The sequence below is a fragment of the Hohaiivirga grylli genome, assembly GCF_039655745.1.
In the GTDB taxonomy this organism is placed as follows: domain Bacteria; phylum Pseudomonadota; class Alphaproteobacteria; order Rhizobiales; family Beijerinckiaceae; genus Hohaiivirga; species Hohaiivirga grylli.
Genome location: NZ_JBBYXI010000002.1, coordinates 791,438 through 817,445, shown reverse-complemented (window position 1 = coordinate 817,445; position 26,008 = coordinate 791,438). Strand labels below are relative to the sequence as shown.

Sequence of the window (26,008 nt, the reverse complement as noted above, 5' to 3'; positions counted from 1 at the left end):
ACGTCACCGTCGACGTTTCGCTGATCGTTCCGATCGCTATGGAAGAGAAGCTCCGCTTCGCTATCCGTGAAGGTGGTCGTACCGTCGGTGCCGGCGTCGTCGCCGCTATCGTCGAGTAAGAGTTCAATTCAAAGAGGTGCAGTTGCACCGCTACTGCACCTTTTTTGACAGGAATTATTCATGAACGGTCATAATATCCGTATTCGCCTGAAAGCGTTCGATCACCGCATCCTCGATGCGTCGACACGAGAAATCGTTTCGACGGCGAAGCGGACCGGCGCTCAGGTTCGCGGGCCAATCCCGCTGCCGACGCGTATTGAACGCTATACGGTACTTCGCTCCCCGCACATCGACAAGAAGTCGCGGGAACAGTTCGAGATGCGCACGCACAAGCGTGTTCTCGACATCGTCGATCCCACACCGCAGACGGTTGATGCTCTTATGAAGCTCGATCTCGCCGCTGGTGTGGATGTGGAAATCAAGCTCTAAGCCGCAAGGTTTAGGGCATCGGTTGAACACGCCGAGAGGATTCGCTCATGCGCTCAGGCGTCATCGCGCAAAAGGTCGGAATGACCCGCATCTTCACAGAAGCGGGCGAACATATTCCGGTAACGGTTCTGAAGGTCGATCAGTGTCAAGTGGTCGCCCATCGTACCATGGAAAAGAACGGTTATACTGCACTGCAGGTCGGTGTTGGTAGAGCCAAGGTGAAGAATGTCAGCAAGGCTGAACGTGGTCGCTTCGCGGTCGCTAAGGTTGAGCCAAAGCAGAAGCTTGCCGAGTTCCGCGTCTCTGAAGATGCGGTCATTCCGGTCGGAGCTGAAATCACTGCAGACCACTTTGTTGTCGGTCAGTTCGTCGATGTGACGGGCACCTCAACAGGTAAGGGGTTTGCCGGTGGTATGAAGCGCTGGAATTTCGGTGGTCTTCGTGCATCGCACGGTGTGTCTGTTTCGCACCGTTCGATCGGTTCTACCGGTGGTCGTCAGGATCCGGGCAAGACCTTCAAGAACAAGAAGATGCCAGGTCACATGGGTGTCGAACGTGTAACAACGCAGAACCTGCGTGTTGTACAAACCGACGTCGAACGTGGTCTCATCCTTGTCGAAGGCGCTGTTCCAGGCGTTGCTGGTGGATGGATTTTTGTGCGCGACGCTGTAAAGCGGTCGCTGCCGAAGGAAGCTCCTATGCCCGGTAAGTTCCGTGCACAGGGTGAAGCTTCTGCTCCGGCACCGGTTGCAGAGCCTGCGCAAGCTGAGGAGAATGCGTGATGAAATTAGATATCACCACGCTTGACGGCAAAAAAGCCGGGTCGGTCACGCTCAATGAGGCCATTTTCGGTCTCGAGCCACGCGCTGATCTTCTGCAGCGTTGCGTTCGCTGGCAGCTCGCAAAGCGTCAGGCCGGTACGCACGCCGTGAAGAACCGTTCGGACATCGCTCGTACAACCAAGAAGCTTTATAAGCAAAAGGGTACGGGTAATGCTCGCCACGGTGCAGCTTCTGCTCCGCAGTTCCGCGGCGGTGGACGTGCATTCGGTCCGGTTGTTCGTAGCCATGCTCATGATCTTCCTAAGAAGATCCGTGCGCTTGCTTTGAAACACGCCCTGTCGGCAAAGGCTAAAGATGCTTCCCTGATCATCGTCGATGATGTGAAGCTGGCCGAGCCAAAGACCAAGGCTCTGATCGAACGCTTTAACAAGCTCGGTCTTCAGAGCGCCTTGATCATCACAGGTGCTGACGTCGAACTGAATTTCGATCTGGCCGCTCGTAGCATTCCTAATGTGGATGTTCTGCCGGTTCAGGGTATCAACGTTTACGACATTCTGCGTCGTGAAAAGCTTGTGCTTTCCAAGGATGCAGTAGATGCGCTGGAGGCGCGCTTCAAATGAATTTGGATCCGCGCCTTTATGATGTAATCAAGAGCCCGGTTATCACCGAAAAGGCAACTCTGCTCTCAGAGCAGAACAAGGTTGTCTTTAAGGTCGCCGCAACAGCAACAAAGCCGCAGATTAAAGAAGCGGTTGAGAAGTTGTTCGACGTAAAAGTTAAGAGCGTTAACACGCTCGTAACCAAGGGCAAGGTTAAAGTGTTCCGCGGTATGCGTGGACAACGGTCTGACGTCAAAAAAGCAATCGTTACCCTTGAAGAAGGTCAAACGATTGATGTGACGACCGGGCTGTGAGCAGGTAGGAGAGTGATTCGATGGCTTTGAAGACTTTCAAACCGATCACACCGGGCCTGCGCCAGTTGGTGATTGTTGATCGCAGCGAGCTCTATAAGGGTAAGCCGGTCAAGACACTCACCGAAGGCAAGAGCAGTTCGGGTGGTCGTAACAACAACGGTCGTGTAACGGTTCGTTTCCGCGGTGGTGGACATAAACGCGTTCTTCGCAATATCGACTTTAAGCGTCGTGGCAAAGAAGGCATGGTCGCTACTGTCGAGAGAATCGAGTATGACCCAAATCGCACAGCCTTCATTGCGCTCGTTCGCTATGAAGACGGTGATCTGTCCTACATCCTTGCTCCGCAGCGTCTTGCTGTTGGCGATAAGGTCGTGCAGGGCACACAGGTTGATATTAAGCCTGGCAACGCAATGCCAATCGGTAACATGCCGGTTGGAACGATCATCCACAACGTGGAGCTGAAGATCGGTCGTGGCGGTGCTCTGGCTCGTTCAGCTGGTACTTATGCTCAGATCGTTGGTCGCGATCAGGGTTATGTTACAGTCCGTCTGAACTCCGGTGAGCAGCGTCTTGTGCATGGCCAGTGCTATGCAACTGTTGGTGCTGTTTCCAACCCAGACCATATGAACACGTCGATCGGTAAAGCCGGTCGCAGCCGCTGGCTTGGTCGCCGTCCGCATAACCGCGGCGTGTCGATGAACCCGATCGATCACCCACACGGTGGTGGTGAAGGTCGTACCTCTGGCGGTCGTAACCCGGTTACCCCTTGGGGTATTCCGACTAAGGGCAAGAAAACTCGTTCGAACAAGCGCACTGATAAGTTCATTATCACCAGCCGCCACGTTCGGAAGAAGAAGGGCTAAGAGGGCACGTCATGGCACGTTCGCTTTGGAAGGGTCCGTTTGTAGACGGCTACCTCCTCAAGAAGGCCGAGGCTGCTCGTTCGTCGGGCCGCAATGAGGTCATCAAGATCTGGAGCCGTCGCTCCACGATCCTACCGCAGTTCGTTGGTCTCACCTTTGGTGTGTACAATGGACAGAAGCACATTCCCGTCTCCGTGAACGAGGAAATGGTCGGTCATAAGTTTGGTGAATTTTCACCAACCCGCAATTTCCCTGGTCACGCAGCGGATAAGAAAGCAAAGAGGAGATAAGCATGGCTAAGACATCTACTCCTCGTGCTCTGGCTGATAATGAGGCTCGCGCAGTTCTGCGTATGATCCGCATTAGCCCCCAGAAGCTTAACCTCGTCGCGCAGTTGATTCGTGGTAAGAAGGTTGCAACCGCTCTTGCCGATCTCGAGTTCTCTCGTAAGCGTATCGCTACCGACGTCCGTAAGTGCCTGCAGAGCGCCATCGCTAATGCCGAGAATAATCATAATCTCGACGTTGATGATCTGGTTGTTGCTCAGGCGTTTGTCGGCAAGGCGCTTGTAATGAAGCGCTTCCATGCCCGCGCTCGCGGTCGTGGTTCCCGCATCATGAAGCCCTTCGCGAACCTCACCATCGTGGTTCGTGAAGCCGCCGCTAAACAGGCTTAAGGAGTACCAGATGGGTCAGAAAGTAAACCCGATCGGTCTTCGCCTCGGTATTAACCGGACGTGGGATTCCCGTTGGTTCGCCAACAAAGGCGAATACGCCAAGTTGATCCACGAGGATTTTGCGATCCGTGAGGCTCTTTTGAAGCAGCTGAAACAAGCAGCTGTGTCGAAGATCGTCATTGAACGTCCGCACAAGAAGTGCCGTGTTACAATTCATTCGGCTCGTCCGGGTGTTGTCATCGGCAAGAAGGGTGCAGACATCGAGAAGCTGCGTAAGTCCGTCGCAAGACTGACTGATGCTGAGATCACCATTAATATCGTTGAAGTCCGCAAGCCGGAAATCGACGCTACTCTGGTGGCAGAATCGATTGCACAGCAGCTTGAACGCCGCGTTGCCTTCCGTCGTGCCATGAAGCGTGCTGTTCAGTCAGCCATTCGTCTTGGCGCAGAAGGTATTCGTATCAACTGTTCAGGTCGTCTTGGTGGTGCTGAAATCGCTCGTCTCGAGTGGTACCGTGAAGGTCGCGTTCCGCTGCACACACTGCGTGCGGATGTCGATTATGGTACAGCAACGGCATTCACCACCTATGGTGCCTGTGGTATTAAGGTCTGGATATTCAAGGGCGAAATTCTCGAGCACGATCCAATGGCTCAGGACAAGCGCATGAATGAAGAAGGCCGCTCAGCTGGTGGTCGCCGCGAACAAGCGGCCCAGGCTTGAGAAAGGTTTGAGGAAGGTTCGCCATGCTGCAACCAAAGAAGACGAAATTCCGTAAGCAGTTCAAAGGTCGCATCCATGGTGTGGCCAAGGGCGGTACGGATCTTAACTTCGGCCAGTTCGGTCTGAAGGCTATGGAGCCAGAGCGTGTAAATGCTCGTCAGATCGAAGCCGCTCGTCGTGCGATTACTCGTGCAATGAAGCGTGTTGGTCGTGTTTGGATCCGCATTTTCCCTGATCTGCCGGTCAGTTCTAAACCAACCGAAGTCCGTATGGGTAGCGGTAAGGGTTCTCCAGATTACTGGGCAGCCCGGGTTAAGCCAGGCCGTGTCATGTTCGAGATTGATGGTGTGTCCGAAGAAGTTGCTCGCGAAGCTCTCCGTTTAGGAGCTGCTAAGCTGCCAATTCGTACACGTTTCATCCAGCGTATCGCAGAGTGAGGTGGGCGCTATGAAAGAAACTCAGAGACGCTCTGATCTCAAGGCCTTGACGGTCGACCAGTTAGGTGACGAGTTGCTGAAGCTGAAGAAAGAGCAGTTCAACCTGCGCTTCCAGCGTGCAACTGGTCAGCTTGAAAACACAGCACGCGTTCGCTCTGTCCGTAAGGACGTTGCCCGTGTGAAGACGCTGCAGCGGCAAAAAGCCGTTCCGGCCAAATCCTAAAGGGGATCAAAGATGCCGAAGCGCATACTGCAGGGCGTCGTTGTTAGCGACAAGCAGGATAAGACTGCCGTTGTTAAGGTCGAACGCCGTTTCACGCACCCGCTCTTCAAAAAGACAGTGCGTCGTACAAAGAATTACCATGCCCACGACGAGAACAACGTCGCTAAGGTCGGTGATCTGGTTTCTATTGAAGAGACCAAACCAATCTCCAAGCTTAAGACTTGGATCTTGGTTGAAACTCCCAAGGCTTGATTTCTTCTTCGAAGTCGAGTAGGGATATGCGCGCAGGGCGGCCGTCCAAGGCCGCCTTTCGCTGATTTAGAGGCTGGGAACGAGAGATTCCCGTCAGGCGTAGTCCGGTAGTGACTGGAAACCTGTCTGAAACAAGGAAAGGATCAAGCCATGATCCAGATGCAGACGAATCTAGACGTCGCCGATAATTCCGGCGCACGTCGCGTGATGTGCATCAAGGTTCTCGGCGGTTCAAAGCGTAAGTACGCTTCCGTCGGAGACATCATCGTGGTGTCAGTTAAAGAAGCAATTCCACGTGGTCGTGTGAAGAAGGGCGATGTCATGAAGGCAGTCGTCGTTCGTGTCGCGAAAGACATCCGTCGTGTTGACGGCTCTGTGATTCGTTTCGACCGCAATGCTGCAGTTCTGATCAATGCTCAGAAAGAGCCGGTCGGAACACGTATTTTTGGCCCGGTTCCTCGTGAACTTCGCGCTAAAAACCACATGAAGATCATCTCACTTGCACCGGAGGTGCTGTAATGGCCGCGAAGATTAAGAAGGGCGACAAGGTCGTTGTTCTGGCTGGTCGCGACAAAGGGCAGACCGGTGAAGTAATCCGTGTGATTCCGAAGGATGAAAAGGCACTCGTTCGTGGTGTCAACATCGTTCGTCGTCACCAGAAGCAGACAGCCAATCAGGAAGGCGGAATCATCTCCAAGGAGAGCCCGATTCACCTGTCTAATATCGCTGTTGCTGATCCCAAGGATGGAAAGCCAACCAAGGTTGGTTTCAAGATTTTGGAAGATGGACGCAAAGTTCGTTTTGCTAAGCGTTCGGGAGATCTGATCGATGGCTGAGGCTGCAAAGAACGGCTATACGCCGCGGCTTAAGAAGCATTACGAAGAAGTAGTGCGTCCAAAGCTGATTGAAGAATTCGGTTACAAGAACCCGATGGAAGTTCCGAAGATCGAAAAGATCGTTCTGAACATGGGTGTTGGCGAATCTACAGCTGACTCCAAGAAAGCTTCCGTTGCTGCTGCTGATATGGCTCTCATCGCCGGTCAGAAGCCAGTGATCACAAAGGCCCGTAAGGCTATTTCGACCTTTAAGGTTCGCGAAGACATGCCTTTGGGTTGTAAGGTGACACTGCGCAATACGCGTATGTTCGAATTCATGGATCGTTTGGTCACAATCGCGCTTCCGCGCGTTCGCGACTTCCGCGGTCTTAATCCGAAGTCATTCGACGGTCGTGGTAACTATGCCCTTGGCATGAAGGAGCACATTGTGTTCCCTGAAATTAACTACGACAAGGTCGAGCAGGTTTGGGGTATGGACATCATCGTTTGCACCACTGCAAAGACCGATGACGAAGCCCGTGCTCTTCTGCGGCACTTCAACTTCCCGTTCCGGCAGTGAGAACAGTGTTCTCAAACGCGGACACCGGAGAGATATAATGGCTAAAAAAAGTTCGATTGAAAAAAACAATCACCGCAAGCAGCTGGTGAAGAAATATGCTGGCCGTCGTGCTCGCCTGTTGGCAATTGCCAACGATGAAGGCAAGTCGATGGAAGAGCGTTTCGAAGCTCGCCTGAAGCTTGCTGAGTTGCCGCGCAACTCCAGCCCGTCACGTATTCGCAATCGTTGCGAAGTGTCTGGTCGGCCGCGCGCCTACTACCGTAAACTGGGCATGTCCCGCATTGCCCTTCGCGAACTTGGCTCAACCGGGATGATTCCTGGCCTCGTCAAGTCGAGCTGGTAAGGGGAGGCGGATATATGTCTATCAGCGATCCATTGGGCGATATGCTCACCCGTATCCGTAACGCGCAGATGCGCCGTCGCGGACGCGTTTCCACTCCTGGCTCCAAGCTTCGTGCACGTGTTCTTGATGTGCTGAAGACTGAAGGTTACATCCGTGATTATTCTGCGGTTGACTTCGGTAATGGCCGGACGGAATTCGATATTGAATTGAAGTACTACGACGGACAGCCGGTTATTCGCTCTATTCAGCGCGTTTCCAAGCCAGGTCGTCGCGTCTATTCATCCGTTGACACAATGCCACGCGTTTCTGACGGTCTTGGTATTACAATCATCTCTACGCCGCAGGGTGTTATGGCTGATCATGAAGCCAGAGAGAAGAATGTCGGCGGCGAAGTGCTCTGTAAGGTCTTCTAAGGCTTAACGCACGGAACAACCACGGGAGAATCGAGAAATGTCTCGAATTGGTAAAAAACCCGTCTCGGTGCCGTCTGGTGCGACGGCCACAGTTGACGGACAGTTGGTCAAATTTAAAGGTTCGAAGGGTGAGCTTTCATTCGTCGTTCCTGAAGAAGTTGTAGTCGTTTTCGAAAACGGAGAGATCAAGGTCGATCCGCGTGACGATAGCAAAGTGGCACGTGCCAAATGGGGTATGTCCCGTTCCATGATTGAAAATCTGGCAACAGGCGTTTCCCAGGGTTTTGAGAAAAAACTTGAAATCAATGGTGTTGGTTACAGGGCAGCAGTTGCAGGCAAGGTCCTGAAGCTTTCGCTCGGTTACAGCCACGATGTCGACTACGAAATTCCGGCAGGTATTACAATTACCACGCCAAAGCCAACCGAAATTATTGTTGCTGGTATTAACAAGCAGCAGGTTGGTCAGGTTGCCGCCGAGATTCGTGAATACCGCAAGCCTGAGCCTTATAAGGGCAAGGGCGTGAAGTATGCCGACGAATTCATCTTCCGCAAGGAAGGTAAGAAGAAGTAAGGACCGCGCAATGGCTAAGAAATCTGAAGTTGCCGACCGCCGTAAGGCGCGTGTGCGCCGGGCTATTAAGAAAGCCGCTAATGGACGTCCTCGTCTGTCGGTTTTCCGCTCTTCGAAGCAGATCTATGCCCAGATTATTGATGATGTTGAAGGCCGTACACTGGCTGCCGCATCAACACTGGAAAAGGATCTCCGTGGCAAGCTGAAGACTGGTGCAACAGTCGAAGCAGCTGTCAAGGTCGGTGAGCTCGTAGCACAACGCGCTGTTAAGGCCGGTGTCAAGGAAGTGGTCTTCGACCGTTCCGGTTACATCTATCATGGTCGTGTCAAGGCTTTGGCCGAAGGCGCCCGTGAAGGTGGCCTGACATTCTAATAATCGGTTTACCGGTTAAATGAGAAACGGGTGTGGACGGTGACGTGCACACCCGAAACGGGTTTCTAAGGAAACCTTCCGAAGCGAGCGGGGAGCCCCGCGTAAGTCAAAACGGATAAAATATGGCAAGAGGACCTAATAAAGAGCGCGTTGAACGCGAAGAGCGTGACAGCGAGTTCGTAGATCGGTTGGTACATATCAACCGCGTCGCTAAAGTTGTTAAGGGTGGTCGTCGTTTCGGCTTCGCCGCACTGGTTGTCGTTGGTGACCAGAAGGGTCGAGTCGGTTTCGGTCACGGTAAAGCACGCGAAGTTCCAGAAGCAATCCGCAAGGCCACAGACGCTGCAAAGCGTTCTATGATCCGCGTTGCTCTGCGTGAAGGCCGCACATTGCACCACGATGTTCGTGGTCGCTGGGGTGCTGGTAAAGTTGTACTGCGTGCAGCTCCACAGGGTACAGGTATCATCGCTGGTGGTCCAATGCGTGCAGTTTTCGAAACTGTTGGCATGCAGGACGTTGTTGCCAAGTCGATTGGTTCCTCCAATCCTTACAACCTGGTGCGTGCAACATTTGACGCGCTGAAGAATGAAGATAGCCCACGTTCGGTTGCCGCACGTCGTGGCTTGAAGGTATCGGTTCTGCAGAGCCGTCGTCCAGGTGCTGGCGATGCTGATGCAGCCGGTTCAGATGCGTAAGCGGGAGGCTTAGACAATGGCTAAGAAACCTGCCACTACAAAAACAGTCACTGTTGAGCAGACTGGTTCTCCAATCCGTCGTGAAGCCAAGCAGCGCCAGACGCTGATTGGTCTCAAGCTCAATAAGATTCGCCGTACTTCGACACTGCCGGACACCCCGGAAGTTCGTGGTATGATCGAAAAGGTCAAGCACCTCGTGCGTGTTGTCGACGGGCACTGAGGAGGGCGATATGAAACTTAATTCTATTCGTGATAACGAAGGCGCCACAAAGGCACGTATGCGTGTTGGCCGTGGTATCGGTTCCGGTAAGGGTAAGACAGGTGGTCGTGGTGTGAAGGGTCAAACCTCACGTTCCGGCGTTGCCATTAAAGGCTTCGAAGGCGGTCAGATGCCTTTGCACCGTCGTCTGCCAAAGCGTGGCTTTAACAAGCCAAACGCTGTTCACCTGAACGAGGTCAATGTTGGCCGTATTCAGGAAGCAATTGACGCTGGTAAGCTCGACAAGAGCGCCGCAATTACCAATGCAGCTCTCGTTGCAGCCGGTATCTGCTCAAAGGCTCTTGACGGCGTCAAGATTCTTGGCGTTGGCGAACTGAAGGCCAAGCTTGCATTCGAAGTTAATGGCGCTTCCAAGTCTGCTGTTGCTGCTATCGAAAAGGCTGGCGGTTCAGTCAAGCTCGTCGGTGCAGTTGCGCAAGCGTAATACGCACATTATCTTGAAGTAATGATTCAAGCGGCGGCTCGTGTCACAGATGCGGTGCCGCCGTTTGTACGCTTAAGCATATTGCTCTTTTTGAGTGCATCTGTATGTTGGTGCGTTCTAAAAGTGCAAAGATTAGATTGGGATAATAACAATGGCTTCAGCAGCCGAACAGATTGCATCAAATTTCAATTTCGGCGCAATTGCCAAGGCAGATGAGCTTAAAAAGCGCATCTGGTTTACTCTTGGCGCGTTGCTTGTCTATCGTCTTGGAACGTATATTCCGCTTCCTGGTATCGATCCTGCTTCTCTGGCTCGCTTGTTCCAGAATAATTCACAGGGAATTGTTGGTCTGTTCAACATGTTCTCGGGTGGTGCTGTTGAACGTATGGCCATCTTTGCCCTGAACATCATGCCATACATCTCGGCATCGATTATTATCCAGCTTCTGACTTCTGTTGTGCCTTCTCTTGAAGCACTCAAGAAGGAAGGGGAATCCGGGCGTAAGGTTATCAATCAGTACACCCGTTATCTGACGGTTGTTCTGGCTGTTGCGCAGTCCTGGGGTATTGCTATCGGGCTTTATTCCAGTGGCGTTTCGCATCTTTCCTCTGGCTTCTTTACTCTGACAACAGTTGTAACCCTTACAGGCGGTACAATGTTTGTTGTCTGGCTGGGCGAACAGATTACAGCCCGGGGTATCGGTAACGGCTCCTCACTGATCATCTTTACAGGTATTGTCGCGGGTCTCCCCGGTGGTTTGGCTAAACTGCTTGAACTGGGCCGTATTGGTGCTGTTTCTACGCCGCTCATCCTGTTTATGCTGGTAATGGCCGTTGCTGTTATTGCGTTCGTTGTGTTTATGGAGCGCGCGCAGCGTCGCCTTTTGATCAATTATCCACGCCGTCAGGTTGGTAATAAGGTTTATGAAGGTCAGACGTCCTTCTTACCGCTTAAGCTGAACACATCTGGCGTTATTCCGCCGATCTTTGCTTCTTCATTGCTGCTTCTGCCTGCAACGTTCACAAGCTTTGCAAATCCGGATGGCACAGGTTTTCTGGCTGGTATGAGCTACTATTTCGGCCATGGTAAGCCGTTGTTCATGGTGGCTTATGCGCTTCTGATTGTTTTCTTTGCCTTCTTCTATACGGCAATTGTTTTCAATCCGAAGGATACTGCTGACAATCTGAAAAAGCAGAACGGCTTTATTCCGGGTATCCGTCCAGGCGACAGAACAGCTGAATATATTGATAAGGTTCTGACACGTATTACAGTTGTTGGTGCTGCTTATCTGGTCGCAATCTGTCTTCTGCCAGAAATTGTGATGGCTTCCTTCAATATCCAGCAGTTGGCTATCGGTGGTACTTCGCTTCTGATCGTTGTCTCCGTGACAATGGATACGGTGGCACAGGTTCACGGGCATCTGCTGGCTCACCAGTATGAGGGCTTGGTCAAAAAGGCTAAGCTGCGGGGCTCTTCCACACGCCGTCGTTAAGAGATAGGTTAGCTCCAGCTTAAAGCTGGAGCTTCTTCTTTGAGATAGGCTGTTTCACTTTTCAGATTTGTATTGTTACGAGGCTAATTCAATGCGCGTTATTTTTCTCGGTGCGCCAGGGGCAGGTAAGGGGACACAGGCACTTCGTCTGGCTCAGGAACTGAACATTGCTCATCTTTCGACCGGAGATATGCTGCGTGCGGCTGTTGCTGCTCAAACTCCTATCGGTATCAAAGCTAAAGAAGTTATGGATCGTGGAGATCTGGTCTCTGATGACATCGTTCTTGGCATTATTGCGGACCGCATTCAGGAATCTGATGCAACAAACGGTTTTATTCTCGATGGTTTCCCACGGACAGTGGCGCAGGCTGAAGGGCTTGAGGCTCTTCTGAAAAGCAGAAACCTGAATCTTGATGCTGTTATCGAATTCGATGTCGATGAAGCAAAGCTGGTTGAGCGTATCATTAAGAGAGCAGAAGAGACGGCTGCCCGTGGTGAGCCTGTCCGTAAAGATGACAATCCGGAAGTCTTCAAGACACGTCTTGAAGCCTATCACCGCCAGACTGCCCCATTGTCGGCTCATTACGCCAATAAGGATATGCTGAAGTCAGTGGACGGAATGCAACAGATTGATGAAGTGACCGAGTCCGTTCGTACGATTCTTGGTCTTTGATCATAAGGCTGATACCATCTGCGAGGGATGATATCAGCCAAAGGGCTTGACGTAGAAGGGGTTTCAGGGTATTCCGAACCACTTCAACCAAGACTATTCAGGTCTGGATGGCCTCAGAAGGGGCCTGAAAGACTTGTTTTTATTGGAAACCGCGCAAGGGCCGGCCTCCACCGGACGCGCGCACTTTAACTATCCGTTTCAAGAATTTTTCTTGACCGAAGACATGGAGATGAGCAGTGGCTCGTATAGCAGGTGTTAACATCCCGACCGGGAAGCGTGTTGTAATCGCGCTTCAGTACATTCACGGCATTGGTGCTAAGAAGGCCCAGGAAATTGTCGAGAAGGTCAGCATTCCAGCTGAACGTCGCGTCAATCAGCTGACCGACCAGGAAGTTCTTCAGATCCGTGAAACAATCGACCGTGATTACCTCGTTGAAGGTGATCTGCGTCGTGAAGTTTCCATGAACATTAAGCGTCTTATGGATCTGGGTTGCTACCGGGGTCTCCGTCACCGCCGTCAGCTTCCGGTTCGTGGGCAGCGTACACATACCAACGCTCGTACCCGTAAGGGTAAGGCCGTTGCTATCGCCGGCAAGAAGAAGTAATTTCACCCGTCGCCTCTTTGTGGAGGCGACTTTTCCATCCCGAGCGCCTGGCATAACGGGCGCGTCTGAAGGATTTAAGTACTATGGCAAAAGAAGCGACACGCGTCCGCCGCCGCGAACGTAAAAATATCGTCTCCGGCGTGGCACATGTTAACGCGTCGTTTAACAACACAATGATCACCATTACCGATGCTCAGGGTAACACGATTTCGTGGTCCTCAGCTGGTGCAATGGGTTTCAAGGGGTCCCGTAAGTCTACACCTTATGCAGCTCAGATTGCTGCTGAGGATGCTGGCCGCAAGGCTGCAGAGCACGGCATGCGTACTCTTGAGGTCGAGGTTTCTGGTCCAGGTTCCGGACGTGAATCCGCACTGCGTGCTCTTCAGGCCGCTGGTTTCACAGTAACTTCCATCCGTGACGTTACTCCGATCCCGCACAACGGTTGCCGTCCACGCAAGCGTCGCCGCGTCTAATTTGTTCGTCTGCGGAAGATAACTTCCGCTTTGTGTTTCCTGAAGGTTTGGTAACAAGCCTTTCAACCGGTACCCTGAGAGGTGTGGTTGTGATCCAGAAGAATTGGCAAGAGCTGATTAAACCGAACAAGCTCGACGTAGCTCAGAGCGACGATCCTGCACGCGTAGCAACTGTCGTTGCTGGGCCGCTGGAACGTGGTTTCGGTACAACGCTCGGCAATGCGCTCCGTCGCGTACTGCTGTCTTCGCTGCAGGGTGCAGCAGTGACATCAGTACAGATCGATGGCGTTCTGCACGAGTTTTCATCTATCCCTGGCGTTCGTGAGGACGTGACGGATATCATTCTTAACATCAAGACAATCGCCATTAAGATGCAGGGCGAGGGTCCTAAGCGCATGACATTGCGCAAGACGGGTCCCGGCGTTGTTACAGCAGGTGATATCAATGCTGTTGGCGATGTTGAGATTCTGAACCCAGAACTGGTTCTGTGCACACTCGACGAGGGTGCTGAGATCCGTATGGAGTTCACGGTCAACACAGGTAAGGGCTATGTCCCGGCCGAACGTAACCGTGCAGAAGATGCGCCAATCAGCCTTATCCCGGTTGATAGCCTCTACAGCCCGGTTAAGCAGGTTTCCTACCGCGTTGAAAGCACACGTGAAGGTCAGAACCTCGACTACGATAAGCTGACGATGACCATTGAAACCAATGGTTCCATCTCTCCGGAAGATGCACTGGCTTATGCTGCGCGCATTCTTCAGGATCAGCTGTCTGTCTTCGTCAACTTTGAAGAGCCACGCAAGGAAGAGGCTGTTGCTGCTGCGCCGCAGCTGCCATTCAACCCTGCGCTCCTCAAGAAGGTGGACGAGCTGGAACTTTCTGTCCGCTCGGCAAACTGCCTGAAGAACGACAACATCGTCTACATCGGCGACCTCATCCAGAAGTCGGAAGCAGAAATGCTGCGTACTCCGAACTTCGGCCGCAAGTCGCTCAACGAAATCAAAGAAGTGCTGGCCTCCATGGGCCTCCATCTGGGTATGGATGTACCTGGCTGGCCGCCAGAGAACATCGAAGATCTGGCAAAGCGCTTCGAAGAGCATTATTGATCGGCCGCATGGCCGCCTAAATAAAGAGGAATATAACCATGCGTCACGGTTTCAGAGGCCGCCGCTTCAACCGCACAGCAGAACACCGCAAGGCGATGTTCGCTAACATGTGCGCTGCTCTTATTAAACATGAGCAGATTACAACAACTCTGCCTAAGGCAAAGGATCTTCGTCCTGTCGTCGAAAAGCTGATCACACTCGGTAAGCGTGGTGATCTGCATGCCCGTCGTCAGGCTATTGCAGAACTGCGTGACATGGCTATGGTCCGCAAGCTGTTTGATGTCCTTGGCCCGCGCTACAAAGAGCGCAATGGTGGTTACTGCCGCATCATGAAGGCAGGCTTCCGTTATGGCGATAATGCACCGCTTGCAGTCATTGAGTTCGTTGACCGCGATGTCGATGCAAAGGGTCAGGATTCCGGTCCTTCCCAGAAGGAAGAAGTTGTCGATAACGCAGCTGCGTAATCTGCTTCTCCTGATATCTTTTAGAAAGGCGACCTTTAGGTCGCCTTTTTTATTTGCATTTTTCTTCCTTTTGTAGAACAAATAGAGAACGATCGTTTTTGGTCCAGAGGATTTCTATCTGGAAAACTAAGGGAATATGAAAATGTATAGTCATGTAACAGTTGGGTCTAAGGACTTTGAGAAAAGCTGCCAGTTCTATGATGAGGTGATGAAGGCGCTTGAACTGAAACGTACCTTTTCACTGCCAGAAGACGGATGGGCAGGGTATGGGTTGGATAATGAACAGCCACGTTTCTGGTTTGGTAAGCCGTATAATCAGGAGGCAGCTACTTTTGGTAATGGTGTCACCATTGGCTTTAATGCCAAGAATCGTAAAACCGTTGATGTTTTTTATGCTGCTGCCATGGCCCATGGCGGTGTTGACGAGGGGGCGCCCGGTTTAAGGCCGCATTATCACCCGAATTATTATGGGGCTTATGTCCGTGATCCGGATGGAAATAAGCTGTGTTGCTGCTGTCATTTGCCTGAGTAACGACATAATTAGGTAGAGAAGTGGGTTGGCGCCCAGAAGAGGCTTTCTGGGGCTAACCCTTTTTATTTTCTGTCAGGGCTTTTACTCGTTGTGGGAAGCTATTATTTCCAGAGATATTCTTTCCAAGTGCAACTGGATACGGAGCACAGTTTCATGCCTTCATTTTCTTTCTCTCGTTTTGCCGGATTGATTGGCGCCGGCCTGCTTATGGGCCTGATGGCATTACTGCCAGCTAAAGCGCAGGAAAAAACAGTTCCTGAGAGCAAGGTGCAGGTTCAGCTTTCTTATGCTCCGGTTGTACGTCAGGTGTCACCAGCCGTCGTAAACGTTTACGGGACACGTGTTGAGAAAACGCGCCCGATGCCCATGGATGATTTTTTCCGTCGTTTCTTTGGTGATAGAGGGCCGGGGATGCCACAGGAGCGTGTTCAGCGTTCGCTGGGGTCTGGTGTTATTGTTGATGCCAATGGTCTGGTTGTAACCAATAACCATGTTATTGAAGGAATGACGACGGTTAAGGTCGCACTGGCAGATCGTCGTGAGTTTGATGCAGAAATTATCCTCCGTGATCCACGTGCTGATCTGGCTATTCTTCGCTTGAAAGATGCCAAGAACCTGCATGCTATTGAATTAGGGGATTCCGAGAATCTCGAGGTCGGTGATCTTGTGCTCGCTATTGGCAACCCGTTTGGGGTTGGTCAGACGGTGACGCAAGGGATCGTGTCTGCTTTGGCGAGAACTCAGGTTGGCGTATCAGATTACCAGTTCTTTATTCAGACAGATGCTGCCATTAATCCGGGAAACTCCGGCGGTGGCCTGATTAATATGAAGGGTGAGCTGGTTGGTATCAATACAGCGATCTATTCCCGTTCTGGTGGCTCAATCGGTATCGGTTTTGCTATTCCCACCAGCATGGTGAAGGCAGTTGTTCAGACTGCCAAAAATGGTGGCAAGGCTGTTGTCCGTCCATGGTTTGGAGCCAAGCTTCAGGCCGTTTCGGCCGAGATGGCCGAGGCTATTGGTCTTGATCGTCCGATGGGAGCTCTGATTGTTAATCTCAATCCTGGTGGACCAGCTGAGAAAGCAGGTCTCAAGCGTGGGGATGTCATTCTGGCTGTTGATGGTCATAATATCGATGATATGGAAGCTTTTGGCTATCGCTTTGCCCTTAAAGGTACTGGTGGCGATATCAAGTTAACCCTCCAGAGAGGGAAAGATCAGCTTGAGAAAAGTGTAAAGCTTCTGCCGCCGCCTGAAATTCCAGCCCGTGATACCATCAATATCACAGGACGTTCTCCATTCCAGGGTGCAACTGTTGCTAATCTGTCACCTGCTGTCGCTGACGAGCTGGATATGGATACGAGTGCAGTCGGTGTCGTGGTTCTGGAGACGGATGATAATAGCACGGCAAATCGTGTTGGTTTCCAGAAGGGCGATATCATTGTCGCGATAAACCGGACGCCTATGAAAACAACTCAGGATCTCAAGCAAGCGACATCTCAGGAGGCTCGTTTGTGGGAGATTGTTGTCAATCGTAATGGCCGTGAATTTGTGACCGTTCTCCGCTAAGGAGGTCATTCTGCTAACAGGATGGGGAATAAGCATTTTTCACTGCCTATATTGTGATAAATGCTTTATCTTGAGCTTATGAGTAATCTTTTTGAAACATCAGGCCTGGATAAGAATGTCCCCCGTCCTTTGGCGGATCGCTTGCGTCCGTCAACATTGGGCGAAGTTGTTGGGCAGGATCACCTTGTCGGTCCGGATGGTGTTCTGACACGTTTGATTGAAAGCAAATCGCTTGGCTCCCTGATTTTCTGGGGCCCCCCGGGCACGGGAAAGACAACGGTTGCGCGATTGCTGGCTGACCAGACCGATCTCGCATTTGAACAGATCTCAGCTATTTTCTCTGGTGTTGCTGATCTTAAAAAGGTGTTTGAGACTGCTCGTGCCCGCCGCATGGGTGGGCGTGGTACCCTGCTGTTTGTTGACGAAATACACCGCTTTAATAGGGCGCAACTTGATGCCTTCTTACCGGTTATGGAAGATGGCACAATCACGCTGGTTGGTGCGACGACTGAGAACCCGTCATTTGAATTGAATGCTGCTCTTTTATCCCGTGCACGTGTTCTTGTTTTTCATTCGCTGAACGAAGACGCCATACATCAGTTATTGCGCCGTGCCGAAGAGGTAACCGGGAAGCCGCTACCGCTTGATGATGAAGCACGGGATATGCTGGTGCGCATGGCAGATGGTGATGGGCGTGCATCACTGACGCTGGCTGAGGAAATCTGGCGCTCTGCAAAGCCTGATGAGATTTTTGATGCCCATAAGCTGCAGGAGATCATTCAGCGGCGTGCCCCCATTTATGATAAAGGGCAGGAGGGGCATTATAACCTGATTTCAGCCCTTCATAAGACAATTCGTGGCTCTGACCCCGATGCGGCCCTTTACTATCTGGCGCGTATGCTTGATGGCGGCGAAAATCCGCTGTTCATTGCGCGGCGTCTGGTCCGTATGGCAGTGGAAGATATAGGCTTGGCTGATCCTCAGGCTCTTGTCGTTGCCAATGCTGCTAAAGACGCTTTTGAATTCCTCGGTTCTCCAGAAGGAGAGCTGGCCTTGGCACAAACGGCTGTCTATCTGGCAACAGCACCAAAATCCAATGCGATCTATACGGCATTTGCTCAGGCCAAGCGTCTTGCCAAGGAAAAGGGATCGCTGATGCCTCCAATGACGATCTTGAATGCACCCACTAAAATGATGAAAGAGATTGGGTATGGTGATGGCTACCGCTATGACCATGATGAGCCAGATGCTTTTTCAGGGCAGGATTACTGGCCAGAAAAACTTGGGCGCCAGCATCTGTATACGCCGGTTGAGCGTGGCTTTGAACGTGAGATAATAAAACGGCTTAGTTGGTGGGAAAAACTGCGGGCTGAGCGCAAAAAGAAGCGTTAAATGCAATATTCCCGGTTTTGACGCCTTCAATCCGGTACATAACAGTGATAAACAAGCCAAATGAAACAGGTTCGTAAAGGCCCGGTACGGGTAGGAAAGGGAGCTCCTACAAAAAGCTCTCGCAGTCTGAAATCGCGAGACACTAGAGCAAGTGCTTCTGGTGCGCGTTCGTCTGGGCTGAAGGCGGATGTCAAGCGGAGTTCGGCAACGAACCGTAGTACACAAGCAGAGCGTCAGGGAAGACCTGCTGCAGAAAAGCCTGCTTTTACAAAAGCTGAGATCAAAGCTGCTGCTCAGGAAACACTTGTCAGTGGTGTGCAGATGCTTACTGTCACGTCCGATGAGGCTGATATGCGTCTGGATCGTTTTCTGACAGCCCGTTTTCCGCAGTTATCCTTTGCTCATATCCAGCGTATTGTCCGTAAGGGTGAGCTGCGTGTTGATATGAAGCGCTTTAAGGCCAATGATCGTCTTGCTGCCGGACAACAGGTCAGGGTGCCTCCTTTGAAGTTTGAGGCTCCAAAACCCGTTGCACGTAATGCTGCACGCGAACAAAGTGATCGGGAATTTCTTGAGTCCATCACACTTTATGAAGATAAAGACGTTCTGATCATCAATAAGCCAATGGGGCTTGCTGTTCAGGGCGGCTCCGGTATGCGCCGCCATGTCGACGGCCTTCTCGAATCTATGCGGGACAAGAGTGGTGAGAAGCCGCGTCTTGTTCATCGTCTTGATAAAGATACGGCTGGCTGTCTGGTGATTGCTAAAACCCGCTATGCAGCGCAGGTTCTGGCAAAATCATTCCGGTCGCGTTCTGCTCGCAAAATTTACTGGGCAATTATTGCGGGTGTGCCGCGTGTTTCTCAGGGGCGGATATCAACTTATCTGGCTCGTGAAGAAGTTGCAGATAATGGCGATGCGCGTATGCGGGTGGCCCGTCACGGTGATGATGGTGCAAGCCATGCACTGACGTACTATGCTGTTATTGATAACGTCGGACAGAAACTTGCGTGGGTCTCTCTCAAGCCTGTTACTGGGCGTACGCACCAGCTTCGCGCCCATACAGCCCATATTGGACATCCGATTATCGGTGATCCCAAGTATTTCAATATTGAGAACTGGGAGCTTCCGGGCGGTATCCAGAATAAGTTACACCTTCTGGCACGCCGTATTGTTATTCCGCACCCGCGGACGGGGAAGGCAATTGATGTCAGCGCACCATTGCCACCGCACATGCAGCAGACTTTCAATCTTTTGGGGCTTGATGCTACGCGTTATGACCCGATTATTGATGCACCAGAAGAGTAAACCGGAGGCTGGGATGATCTGAACTTCGAAAGATGGTTTAGTTTCCAATCTTTTGACAGTTTTCTTTATCTTGTGTCTGCCTTATATATTACAATCTGAGTGAAACATTAGGGACGCATGATGAAACCGCGCCAAATGTTACCTGTTATATCCGGTATTGTGTTCTCTGCCTGTATGTTCGTTCCCTTGGGAGCGATTGCGCAGACACAGCCTGTTCAGGTTCCTACGTCATCCCCAAAAGCACAGATTCAACCTTCTAAGGCGGTGTCTCAGCCTGCTCCGGTCACAACCGGCAAGAAGTCGAAGTACGATCGTAGCTATAAAATCTGCAAATCCCGTGCTGTTAAACGTGGCTTAAAAGGGGTTGAGCGACGTGCGTTCATTCGGCGTTGTGAACTTGGGTTTGCGCCTCCTAAGCATCAGCAGGGTCAGAATATGCCGCAGCCGTCTGTTCAGCCGCAGCCCACACAGCCAACTAATACACCAGTCGGAAAATAAGAACTTATGAAACTTGTCCTGTTTGATGTCGATGGTACGCTCATCGACAGCCAGAATATTATTGTTGCATCCATTACTAAGGCTTATGAAAGTGTTGGTATTGAGCCTCCAACCCGTGAAAAGGCCCTCTCAATTGTGGGGCTGTCATTGCCTGCCGCGATGGAAGCATTGGTTGGCTGCGATGGCCCAATTTCTGAAATGGTTGAAGGCTATAAGAATGCCATCATAGGCTATCGATCAAGCCAAGAGATTGTGTCCCCATTTTTTGAGGGGGCTAAGGAGCTGGTTGAGCGGTTATCAAGCCGTGATGATGTCATGATTGGTTTGGCAACAGGTAAGGCCCGTCGTGGGGTCAACCACATTTTAGAGAAAAACGGCTGGCAGAATTTCTTTGCAACAATTCAAACAGCTGACAGTGCGCCGTCAAAACCTAATCCGGATATGATTTTGCAAGCGATGCAGGAAACAGGGGCAAGCCCGTCAGATGTTGTTATGATTGGTGATACAACGTACGACATTGAAATGGGATGTAATGCTGGGGTTAATACTATTGGTGTTTCATGGGGGTATCATCCGACCTCTGAGCTGATTGAAACAGGTGCGCAGGTTATCGTTGATACATGCCATGATTTAGGGCAGGTCATTGATGGTTTCATCGCTACTGGTCAGATGAGTAAATAGGGGCACATATGAGCCAGTTTCCTTTTATGGACGAACCTGAAGAGCGAGATTTAAACGAGGTTGTTCGCCGGGCAGCCAGTAGCAATCCACTTCCAAAACGCTTTTATGAACGTGCTGAGGCTATTCTGGAGGGGAGTGAGTATGTTCTCAAGCTTGATGGCAGAGTAGCCCGTACGCCAGCGCGTAATGTCTTGCAGGTTTCCAATCGGGAGTTGGCAGAGCTTATTGCTCAGGAGTGGCAGTCTCAGGGGAAGGAAATCAATCCTGATACGATGCCATTTACACGTATCGTGAATTCAACTCTTGATGGTGTCGCTAATCGGCCAGAAGAAGTTATTGCTGATATGGTACGTTATGCAGGCTCAGATCTGGTTCTGTATCGGTCAGACGGGCCAGCGCGTCTCGTTGAGATGCAGCAGGCCGCATGGAATCCTGTTCTGGAGTGGCATCAGCAAAAATCAGGAGCGAGCTTCCTGCTGGCTGAAGGCGTTATGCATGTTGAGCAACCAGAAGTATCTCTGAATATTATTCGTGACGAGGTTCGGGGCTTTGAGTCTGTATTGGCACTGGCAGCATTACACGTGATGACAACCCTGACAGGGTCTGTTCTGATCAGCCTTGCACACGCCAGAAATCACTTGTCGAGTGAAGCCGCATGGGAGGCTGCTCATATTGATGAGCTTTACCAGGAACAGGTATGGGGCATTGATACAGAGGCCCATACTCGTCGAAAGTCTAGAGAACGCGATTTTTTAGCTGCATCCAGAATTATTCAATCTTTATCAGTTTGATATGCTTATTTCTTAATAATTTAGGTTAGCTTTTAATAGCGCTATTTACCACTATGGTCAGATATACGCTGGGTATCGCTGATGTTAGCCATATACCCATGGTCTTGTCAGGACCCGCGGCATTTGACGAAAAGCTTTAAAACAGGCTTTGTGGAGACTAGCGTATGAAGAATATCCTCGAAAAAGCGGAATTGCGTCGTGAATCTGCGCGCATGGGTGGTGGACAAAAGCGTATTGATGCCCAACATTCCCGAGGCAAGTTGACGGCAAGAGAACGTATTGAGGTTCTTCTTGATCCCGGTACATTTGAAGAGTTTGATATGTTTGTCGAACATCGCTCTTCTGATTTCGGTATGGACGGTAGCCGTATCCCGGGTGACGGTGTTGTTACGGGGTGGGGTACAATCAACGGGCGTACAATCTATATTTTTGCAAAAGACTTTACGGTTTTTGGTGGCTCGCTTTCTGAGACACATGCCCAGAAGATTATGAAAATTCAGGACATGGCGCTGCGGATGCGAGCTCCTATCATTGGCCTGTTTGATGCGGGTGGTGCCCGGATTCAGGAGGGTGTGGCAGCGCTGGGTGGTTATGGTGAGGTTTTCCGCCGTAACGTTCTGGCATCCGGTGTTATTCCGCAGATATCCCTGATCATGGGCCCATGTGCCGGTGGTGACGTTTATTCGCCAGCTATGACTGACTTCATCTTTATGGTTCGTGATCGCTCATACATGTTTGTGACCGGCCCTGATGTGGTCAAGACAGTAACGAATGAAACTGTCACGGCTGAAGAGCTTGGAGGGGCAAAAGTTCATACTTCCAAGTCATCTGTAGCTGATGGTGCCTATGACAACGATATTGAAATGTTGTTGCAGATGCGTCGTTTCATGGACTTCCTGCCACAGAACAATATTGACGGCACACCAGAATGGCCGAGCTATGATGATCCAAACCGTATGGATATGTCGCTGGATACGCTCATTCCTGAGAATCCCAATATGCCTTACGATATTAAGGAGCTGATCCTTAAGGTTGTTGATGAGGGGGATTTCTTTGAAATTCAGGAAAGCTTTGCCAAAAACATTGTAACGGGTTTCGCACGTATTGAAGGACGGACTGTTGGTATTGTGGCTAATCAGCCAATGGTGCTGGCTGGTGTTCTGGATGCCGATGCGTCACGAAAAGCTGCCCGGTTCGTGCGTTTTTGTGATGGTTTTAATATTCCGATTATCACATTTGTTGATGTTCCCGGCTTTCTTCCCGGAACGGCACAGGAATACGGTGGTTTGATCAAGCATGGCGCTAAGCTGTTGTTTGCGTACTCCGAGGCAACGGTTCCGCTGGTGACAATCATTACGCGTAAGGCTTTTGGTGGTGCTTATGATGTTATGGCATCAAAGCATATTGGCGGTGATATCAACTATGCTTGGCCATCTGCGCAGATTGCGGTAATGGGTGCAAAAGGTGCCGTTGAGATTATCTTCCGCTCTGACCTTGATGATCCTCAAAAGATCAGCGAACGCACAGCCGAATATGAAGAACGCTTTATGTCGCCATTCGTTGCGGCTGAGCGGGGTTATATTGATGATGTGATCAAGCCTCATTCAACGCGTTGTCGTATTTCACGCGCCTTGGCGATGTTGCGCTCCAAACAGATTGAAAAGCCTTGGCGCAAGCATGATAACCTGCCTTTGTAAGGGTAGTTATTTTACTTCAAGGAAAGCGGCACCTTCAGGGTGCCGCTTTTTTCATGCTGATAATAATTTGGAAACCAAAGAAAGTGAGGGTCGGTTAACCGCACTGCAATGAAGCTCTCTGGCGTTAACCTTTTAGTTTTCTGTCGGTGGTGAGATGGTGTCAGGTACGAGAAGGGGACCGGAGAGTTTAAATGATTGGCAGTTCTTTACGCATTTTCATTGACCGTATGATCGATAAGGGGAATATCGATGATGCAGACGTAGCTTTGCTACGTGAGGAAATCTGTCGTGAAGGAATTTCAAATCGTTCAGAGGCCGATGCGCTGATTGCGCTCGATCGTTTGGTTCATGTTCCTGAGGCCTGGGGCGATTTTCTGGTTAAGGCATTGCTTTCATTTACTTTACGCCAGACCGTTTCCACGGGTGGTATGCTCTCCCATGATTACGTCAGTTGGCTGATCTCTTCCCTTGATATTGGTGTCCCGACAGAGCGTGCTTTTCGAATTGCAGCAGCTATTGTTTCCGAAACGCATTGTGTCGATGAATACTTGCGTCGGTTTGCTAAGGGATTTACCTCTGATTTGCACGCATTGGACGTCCGTACAGCTGCATAATCATATACTTATGGCTTGCTGTTCTTTCGGCTAAAATGGCCGGAATGATCTGTTCGCAGCGCTTCGATCTTGCTACAAGATTGATGTTACTGGGACGCAGTACTGCTTGGGAGGCAGTGCTGCTTTCTGCCTGCACAACAACAGACGGAATGGCCTATGTTCAAAAAAATATTAATCGCGAACCGTGGTGAAATAGCATGCCGAATTATTAAGACGGCACGCAAAATGGGGATCAAAACTGTAGCGGTATGCTCTGAGGCTGATCGTGATGCTATGCACGTTGAAATGGCCGATGAGTTTGTCATGATTGGGCCAGCTCCATCTGCCTTATCATATCTGAATATGGATAGAATTATTGAGGCCTGTAAGGAGACTGGAGCCGAGGCTGTTCACCCGGGTTATGGGTTTTTGTCTGAGCGAGCCGAATTTCCTGAACTTTTAAAACAGGCAGGTATTACATTTATTGGCCCAAGTGCGAGAGCAATTTCTGCGCTGGGCGACAAGATCGAGTCAAAACGCTTGGCAGCAGCAGCAGGTGTCTCGACAGTTCCTGGTTTTATGGGTGTCATAGAGAGCCCGCAACACGCAATTACCATTGCTGAGGAAATTGGCTATCCAGTCATGATCAAAGCTTCTGCTGGCGGTGGCGGTAAGGGGATACGTATTGTAAACGGCCCTGAGGAAATGGCAGAGAACTTTAAGCTTGCCCGTTCTGAGGCTGCTAATTCATTTGCTGATGACCGTATCTTCGTTGAAAAATACATTACGAACCCACGTCATATCGAAATACAAATTCTCGGTGATAAGCACGGCAATATTATCCATCTGGGTGAAAGAGAGTGCTCTATTCAGCGCCGTAACCAGAAGGTCATCGAAGAGGCCCCGAGTGTTCTGCTTGATGAGGAAACGCGTCAGAAGATGGCTGATCAGGCCATTGCTCTGGCAAAAGCCGTTGATTACGATTCTGCCGGTACGGTTGAGTTTGTTGCCGGGCAGGATAAGTCATTCTATTTTCTGGAAATGAATACACGTTTGCAGGTTGAGCATCCGGTTACAGAAATGATTACCGGTGTTGATCTTGTCGAACAGATGATCCGTATCGCTTACGGCGAGAAGCTCAGTTATGCGCAAAGTGACATTCACTTTAAAGGCTGGGCTATTGAGAGCCGGATTTATGCGGAAGATCCAACACGCAACTTCCTGCCTTCAACCGGGCGCTTGACTATCTACCGTGAACCAGAAAGCGATGTGAATGCTGATGGTGTCACAGTCAGAACAGATAGTGGTGTGGAAGAGGGTGGTGAAATCTCGGTCTATTATGATCCGATGATTGCCAAACTGATCACCCATGCGCCAACTCGGCTTGAAGCGATTCAGGCACAGCGACAAGCTCTTGATTCACTTGCTATTGAAGGGGTTCGGCCAAATATTGCCTTCCTTGCAGCATTGATGAACCATCCTCGTTGGCTATCTGGGGAACTCTCGACCAATCTGCTGGCAGAAGAATTCCCGGAGGGATATAAGCCGGCACTTCCTGAAGGGGATATGGCTCGCCAGTTCATTGCTATTGCCGTTGCTGCCGAGCATGTTCACAATCAACGTAAGCGTGAGGTCTCAAAGAGCATTCGCCCGGCTGGGGCTCTGAAAGTTGAGCAGAATCGCGTCGCTATTCTCGGAAAGCAGAGCTATTCTGTAAAAGTTGAGGAGCGCCAGCAAACTCTGCTGATCTCTATTGACGGAGAACCTGTCCGTGTCATTTCAGCATGGCAACCGGGTAATCCTGTCTGGGCAGGGCATATTGACCGCGATGTTGTGTTTGCTCAGATACGCCCCGTTCTGAATGGCTCTCGCGTGATGCATGGTGGTTGTAGTGCTGATATTGTCATTTATCGCGCCTCTGCCGCGAAGCTGATGCGCTTTATGCCTGAACGACAGGATAATACCAGTAGCAAGCAGGTTGTTTGCCCGATGCCTGGCCTCGTCAAGAGTGTGTTTGTCACAGAAGGTGTTGAGGTCAAACAGGGTGATCCATTGTGCATTGTTGAAGCAATGAAAATGGAAAATATCCTCCGTTCTGAAAGAGATGGAACTATAGCCAAAATATTTGCCCGTGAGGGAGATAGCTTGGCTGTGGATGCTGAAATCCTCGAGTTTACAGCCTGATCAATAATGATTTTCCAGAGAAGCCAGAGATTTTCTCCGGCTTTTTTATTTCTGCAAATAGATGCTAATTCTCTGATGATTTGTTAGTAATTAGAAAAAT

The 26,008-nt window shown here is 50.8% G+C and carries 38 protein-coding genes; all 38 read left to right on the top strand.

Going from position 1 to position 26,008, the window contains the following annotated elements; genetic code table 11:
* On the top strand, positions 1–119 hold a 119-nt coding region (locus WJT86_RS08160; RefSeq protein ID WP_455429314.1), incomplete at its 5' end, for an EF-Tu C-terminal domain-related protein.
* Between the two features lie 61 nt (positions 120–180).
* Entirely contained in the window at positions 181–489 is a 309-nt protein-coding gene (gene rpsJ, locus WJT86_RS08155) for a 30S ribosomal protein S10 (RefSeq protein WP_346337046.1), read from the top strand.
* A 47-nt stretch (positions 490–536) separates the two neighbouring features.
* Entirely contained in the window at positions 537–1,271 is a 735-nt protein-coding gene (rplC, locus tag WJT86_RS08150; protein WP_346337045.1) for a 50S ribosomal protein L3, read from the top strand.
* Entirely contained in the window at positions 1,271–1,891 is a 621-nt protein-coding gene (gene rplD, locus WJT86_RS08145; protein WP_346337044.1) for a 50S ribosomal protein L4, read from the top strand. Before rplC ends, rplD begins: the two co-directional genes overlap by 1 nt.
* Positions 1,888–2,184, top strand: a complete 297-nt coding sequence (locus WJT86_RS08140; protein WP_346337043.1) for a 50S ribosomal protein L23 — start codon at positions 1,888–1,890, stop codon at positions 2,182–2,184. The genes rplD and WJT86_RS08140 overlap by 4 nt, the downstream gene beginning before the upstream one ends.
* A 20-nt stretch (positions 2,185–2,204) precedes the next feature.
* On the top strand, positions 2,205–3,047 hold the full coding sequence (gene rplB / locus WJT86_RS08135; protein WP_346337042.1) for a 50S ribosomal protein L2: 843 nt from the start codon (positions 2,205–2,207) through the stop codon (positions 3,045–3,047).
* An 11-nt stretch (positions 3,048–3,058) separates the two neighbouring features.
* Positions 3,059–3,337: a 30S ribosomal protein S19 gene (gene rpsS, locus WJT86_RS08130; RefSeq protein WP_346337041.1), complete on the top strand. Its 279-nt coding sequence runs from the start codon at positions 3,059–3,061 to the stop codon at positions 3,335–3,337.
* Between the two features lie 2 nt (positions 3,338–3,339).
* Complete coding sequence (gene rplV, locus WJT86_RS08125; protein ID WP_346337040.1) at positions 3,340–3,723, top strand: 50S ribosomal protein L22; 384 nt, start codon at positions 3,340–3,342, stop codon at positions 3,721–3,723.
* Positions 3,724–3,733: 10 nt separating this feature from the next.
* On the top strand, positions 3,734–4,444 hold the full coding sequence (gene rpsC, locus WJT86_RS08120; RefSeq protein ID WP_346337039.1) for a 30S ribosomal protein S3: 711 nt from the start codon (positions 3,734–3,736) through the stop codon (positions 4,442–4,444).
* A 23-nt stretch (positions 4,445–4,467) separates the two neighbouring features.
* Positions 4,468–4,881, top strand: coding sequence for a 50S ribosomal protein L16 (gene rplP / locus WJT86_RS08115; RefSeq protein WP_346337038.1), 414 nt, complete (start codon positions 4,468–4,470; stop codon positions 4,879–4,881).
* 10 nt (positions 4,882–4,891) lie between these two features.
* Positions 4,892–5,104, top strand: a complete 213-nt coding sequence (gene rpmC, locus WJT86_RS08110) for a 50S ribosomal protein L29 (RefSeq protein WP_346337037.1) — start codon at positions 4,892–4,894, stop codon at positions 5,102–5,104.
* Between the two features lie 12 nt (positions 5,105–5,116).
* The gene (gene rpsQ / locus WJT86_RS08105; protein WP_346337036.1) at positions 5,117–5,356 is read left to right on the top strand and encodes a 30S ribosomal protein S17; all 240 of its coding nucleotides are present in this window, start codon (positions 5,117–5,119) and stop codon (positions 5,354–5,356) included.
* A gap of 150 nt (positions 5,357–5,506) precedes the next feature.
* Positions 5,507–5,875, top strand: a complete 369-nt coding sequence (rplN, locus tag WJT86_RS08100; protein WP_346337035.1) for a 50S ribosomal protein L14 — start codon at positions 5,507–5,509, stop codon at positions 5,873–5,875.
* Positions 5,875–6,192: a 50S ribosomal protein L24 gene (gene rplX, locus WJT86_RS08095; protein WP_346337034.1), complete on the top strand. Its 318-nt coding sequence runs from the start codon at positions 5,875–5,877 to the stop codon at positions 6,190–6,192. The genes rplN and rplX overlap by 1 nt, the downstream gene beginning before the upstream one ends.
* Complete coding sequence (gene rplE, locus WJT86_RS08090) at positions 6,185–6,751, top strand: 50S ribosomal protein L5 (protein WP_346337033.1); 567 nt, start codon at positions 6,185–6,187, stop codon at positions 6,749–6,751. The genes rplX and rplE overlap by 8 nt, the downstream gene beginning before the upstream one ends.
* 37 nt (positions 6,752–6,788) lie before the next feature.
* On the top strand, positions 6,789–7,094 hold the full coding sequence (gene rpsN, locus WJT86_RS08085) for a 30S ribosomal protein S14 (RefSeq protein WP_346337032.1): 306 nt from the start codon (positions 6,789–6,791) through the stop codon (positions 7,092–7,094).
* A 14-nt stretch (positions 7,095–7,108) separates the two neighbouring features.
* Positions 7,109–7,507 carry a 30S ribosomal protein S8 gene (gene rpsH / locus WJT86_RS08080; RefSeq protein ID WP_346337031.1) on the top strand — a complete coding sequence of 133 codons (399 nt, stop codon included), beginning with the start codon at positions 7,109–7,111 and terminating at the stop codon, positions 7,505–7,507.
* A 37-nt stretch (positions 7,508–7,544) separates the two neighbouring features.
* Positions 7,545–8,078 carry a 50S ribosomal protein L6 gene (gene rplF / locus WJT86_RS08075; protein ID WP_346337030.1) on the top strand — a complete coding sequence of 178 codons (534 nt, stop codon included), beginning with the start codon at positions 7,545–7,547 and terminating at the stop codon, positions 8,076–8,078.
* Between the two features lie 10 nt (positions 8,079–8,088).
* Positions 8,089–8,451: a 50S ribosomal protein L18 gene (gene rplR / locus WJT86_RS08070; protein WP_346337029.1), complete on the top strand. Its 363-nt coding sequence runs from the start codon at positions 8,089–8,091 to the stop codon at positions 8,449–8,451.
* A 122-nt stretch (positions 8,452–8,573) separates the two neighbouring features.
* Positions 8,574–9,146 carry a 30S ribosomal protein S5 gene (rpsE, locus tag WJT86_RS08065; protein ID WP_346337028.1) on the top strand — a complete coding sequence of 191 codons (573 nt, stop codon included), beginning with the start codon at positions 8,574–8,576 and terminating at the stop codon, positions 9,144–9,146.
* A 16-nt stretch (positions 9,147–9,162) separates the two neighbouring features.
* On the top strand, positions 9,163–9,366 hold the full coding sequence (rpmD, locus tag WJT86_RS08060) for a 50S ribosomal protein L30 (protein ID WP_346337027.1): 204 nt from the start codon (positions 9,163–9,165) through the stop codon (positions 9,364–9,366).
* Between the two features lie 10 nt (positions 9,367–9,376).
* Positions 9,377–9,850 (top strand): 50S ribosomal protein L15, encoded by a 474-nt coding sequence (gene rplO, locus WJT86_RS08055; protein WP_346337026.1) that lies wholly within the window; start codon positions 9,377–9,379, stop codon positions 9,848–9,850.
* A gap of 151 nt (positions 9,851–10,001) precedes the next feature.
* Entirely contained in the window at positions 10,002–11,342 is a 1,341-nt protein-coding gene (gene secY / locus WJT86_RS08050) for a preprotein translocase subunit SecY (protein WP_346337025.1), read from the top strand.
* Between the two features lie 91 nt (positions 11,343–11,433).
* Positions 11,434–12,015: an adenylate kinase gene (locus WJT86_RS08045; protein WP_346337024.1), complete on the top strand. Its 582-nt coding sequence runs from the start codon at positions 11,434–11,436 to the stop codon at positions 12,013–12,015.
* Between the two features lie 236 nt (positions 12,016–12,251).
* Positions 12,252–12,620 carry a 30S ribosomal protein S13 gene (gene rpsM, locus WJT86_RS08040; protein ID WP_346337023.1) on the top strand — a complete coding sequence of 123 codons (369 nt, stop codon included), beginning with the start codon at positions 12,252–12,254 and terminating at the stop codon, positions 12,618–12,620.
* A gap of 83 nt (positions 12,621–12,703) precedes the next feature.
* Complete coding sequence (gene rpsK / locus WJT86_RS08035; protein WP_346337022.1) at positions 12,704–13,093, top strand: 30S ribosomal protein S11; 390 nt, start codon at positions 12,704–12,706, stop codon at positions 13,091–13,093.
* Between the two features lie 74 nt (positions 13,094–13,167).
* The gene (locus WJT86_RS08030; protein ID WP_346337072.1) at positions 13,168–14,199 is read left to right on the top strand and encodes a DNA-directed RNA polymerase subunit alpha; all 1,032 of its coding nucleotides are present in this window, start codon (positions 13,168–13,170) and stop codon (positions 14,197–14,199) included.
* A 38-nt stretch (positions 14,200–14,237) separates the two neighbouring features.
* The gene (gene rplQ / locus WJT86_RS08025) at positions 14,238–14,663 is read left to right on the top strand and encodes a 50S ribosomal protein L17 (protein ID WP_346337021.1); all 426 of its coding nucleotides are present in this window, start codon (positions 14,238–14,240) and stop codon (positions 14,661–14,663) included.
* 136 nt (positions 14,664–14,799) lie between these two features.
* Positions 14,800–15,195 (top strand): VOC family protein, encoded by a 396-nt coding sequence (locus tag WJT86_RS08020; protein WP_346337020.1) that lies wholly within the window; start codon positions 14,800–14,802, stop codon positions 15,193–15,195.
* Between the two features lie 153 nt (positions 15,196–15,348).
* Complete coding sequence (locus tag WJT86_RS08015) at positions 15,349–16,764, top strand: DegQ family serine endoprotease (protein WP_407066925.1); 1,416 nt, start codon at positions 15,349–15,351, stop codon at positions 16,762–16,764.
* A gap of 78 nt (positions 16,765–16,842) precedes the next feature.
* On the top strand, positions 16,843–18,156 hold the full coding sequence (locus WJT86_RS08010; protein WP_346337019.1) for a replication-associated recombination protein A: 1,314 nt from the start codon (positions 16,843–16,845) through the stop codon (positions 18,154–18,156).
* Between the two features lie 60 nt (positions 18,157–18,216).
* Entirely contained in the window at positions 18,217–19,464 is a 1,248-nt protein-coding gene (locus WJT86_RS08005) for an RluA family pseudouridine synthase (protein WP_346337018.1), read from the top strand.
* Between the two features lie 120 nt (positions 19,465–19,584).
* A complete protein-coding gene (locus WJT86_RS08000) occupies positions 19,585–19,962 on the top strand; it encodes a hypothetical protein (protein WP_346337017.1) in 378 nt (125 codons plus the stop codon).
* A 6-nt stretch (positions 19,963–19,968) separates the two neighbouring features.
* Positions 19,969–20,643 carry an HAD-IA family hydrolase gene (locus WJT86_RS07995; protein WP_346337016.1) on the top strand — a complete coding sequence of 225 codons (675 nt, stop codon included), beginning with the start codon at positions 19,969–19,971 and terminating at the stop codon, positions 20,641–20,643.
* A gap of 8 nt (positions 20,644–20,651) precedes the next feature.
* Positions 20,652–21,434: an ATP12 family chaperone protein gene (locus WJT86_RS07990; RefSeq protein ID WP_346337015.1), complete on the top strand. Its 783-nt coding sequence runs from the start codon at positions 20,652–20,654 to the stop codon at positions 21,432–21,434.
* Between the two features lie 164 nt (positions 21,435–21,598).
* Complete coding sequence (locus tag WJT86_RS07985) at positions 21,599–23,131, top strand: acyl-CoA carboxylase subunit beta (protein WP_346337014.1); 1,533 nt, start codon at positions 21,599–21,601, stop codon at positions 23,129–23,131.
* A 191-nt stretch (positions 23,132–23,322) separates the two neighbouring features.
* Positions 23,323–23,745, top strand: a complete 423-nt coding sequence (locus WJT86_RS07980; protein ID WP_346337013.1) for a hypothetical protein — start codon at positions 23,323–23,325, stop codon at positions 23,743–23,745.
* 156 nt (positions 23,746–23,901) lie between these two features.
* Entirely contained in the window at positions 23,902–25,908 is a 2,007-nt protein-coding gene (locus WJT86_RS07975; protein ID WP_346337012.1) for an acetyl/propionyl/methylcrotonyl-CoA carboxylase subunit alpha, read from the top strand.
* The last annotated feature ends 100 nt before the right edge of the window (positions 25,909–26,008 follow it).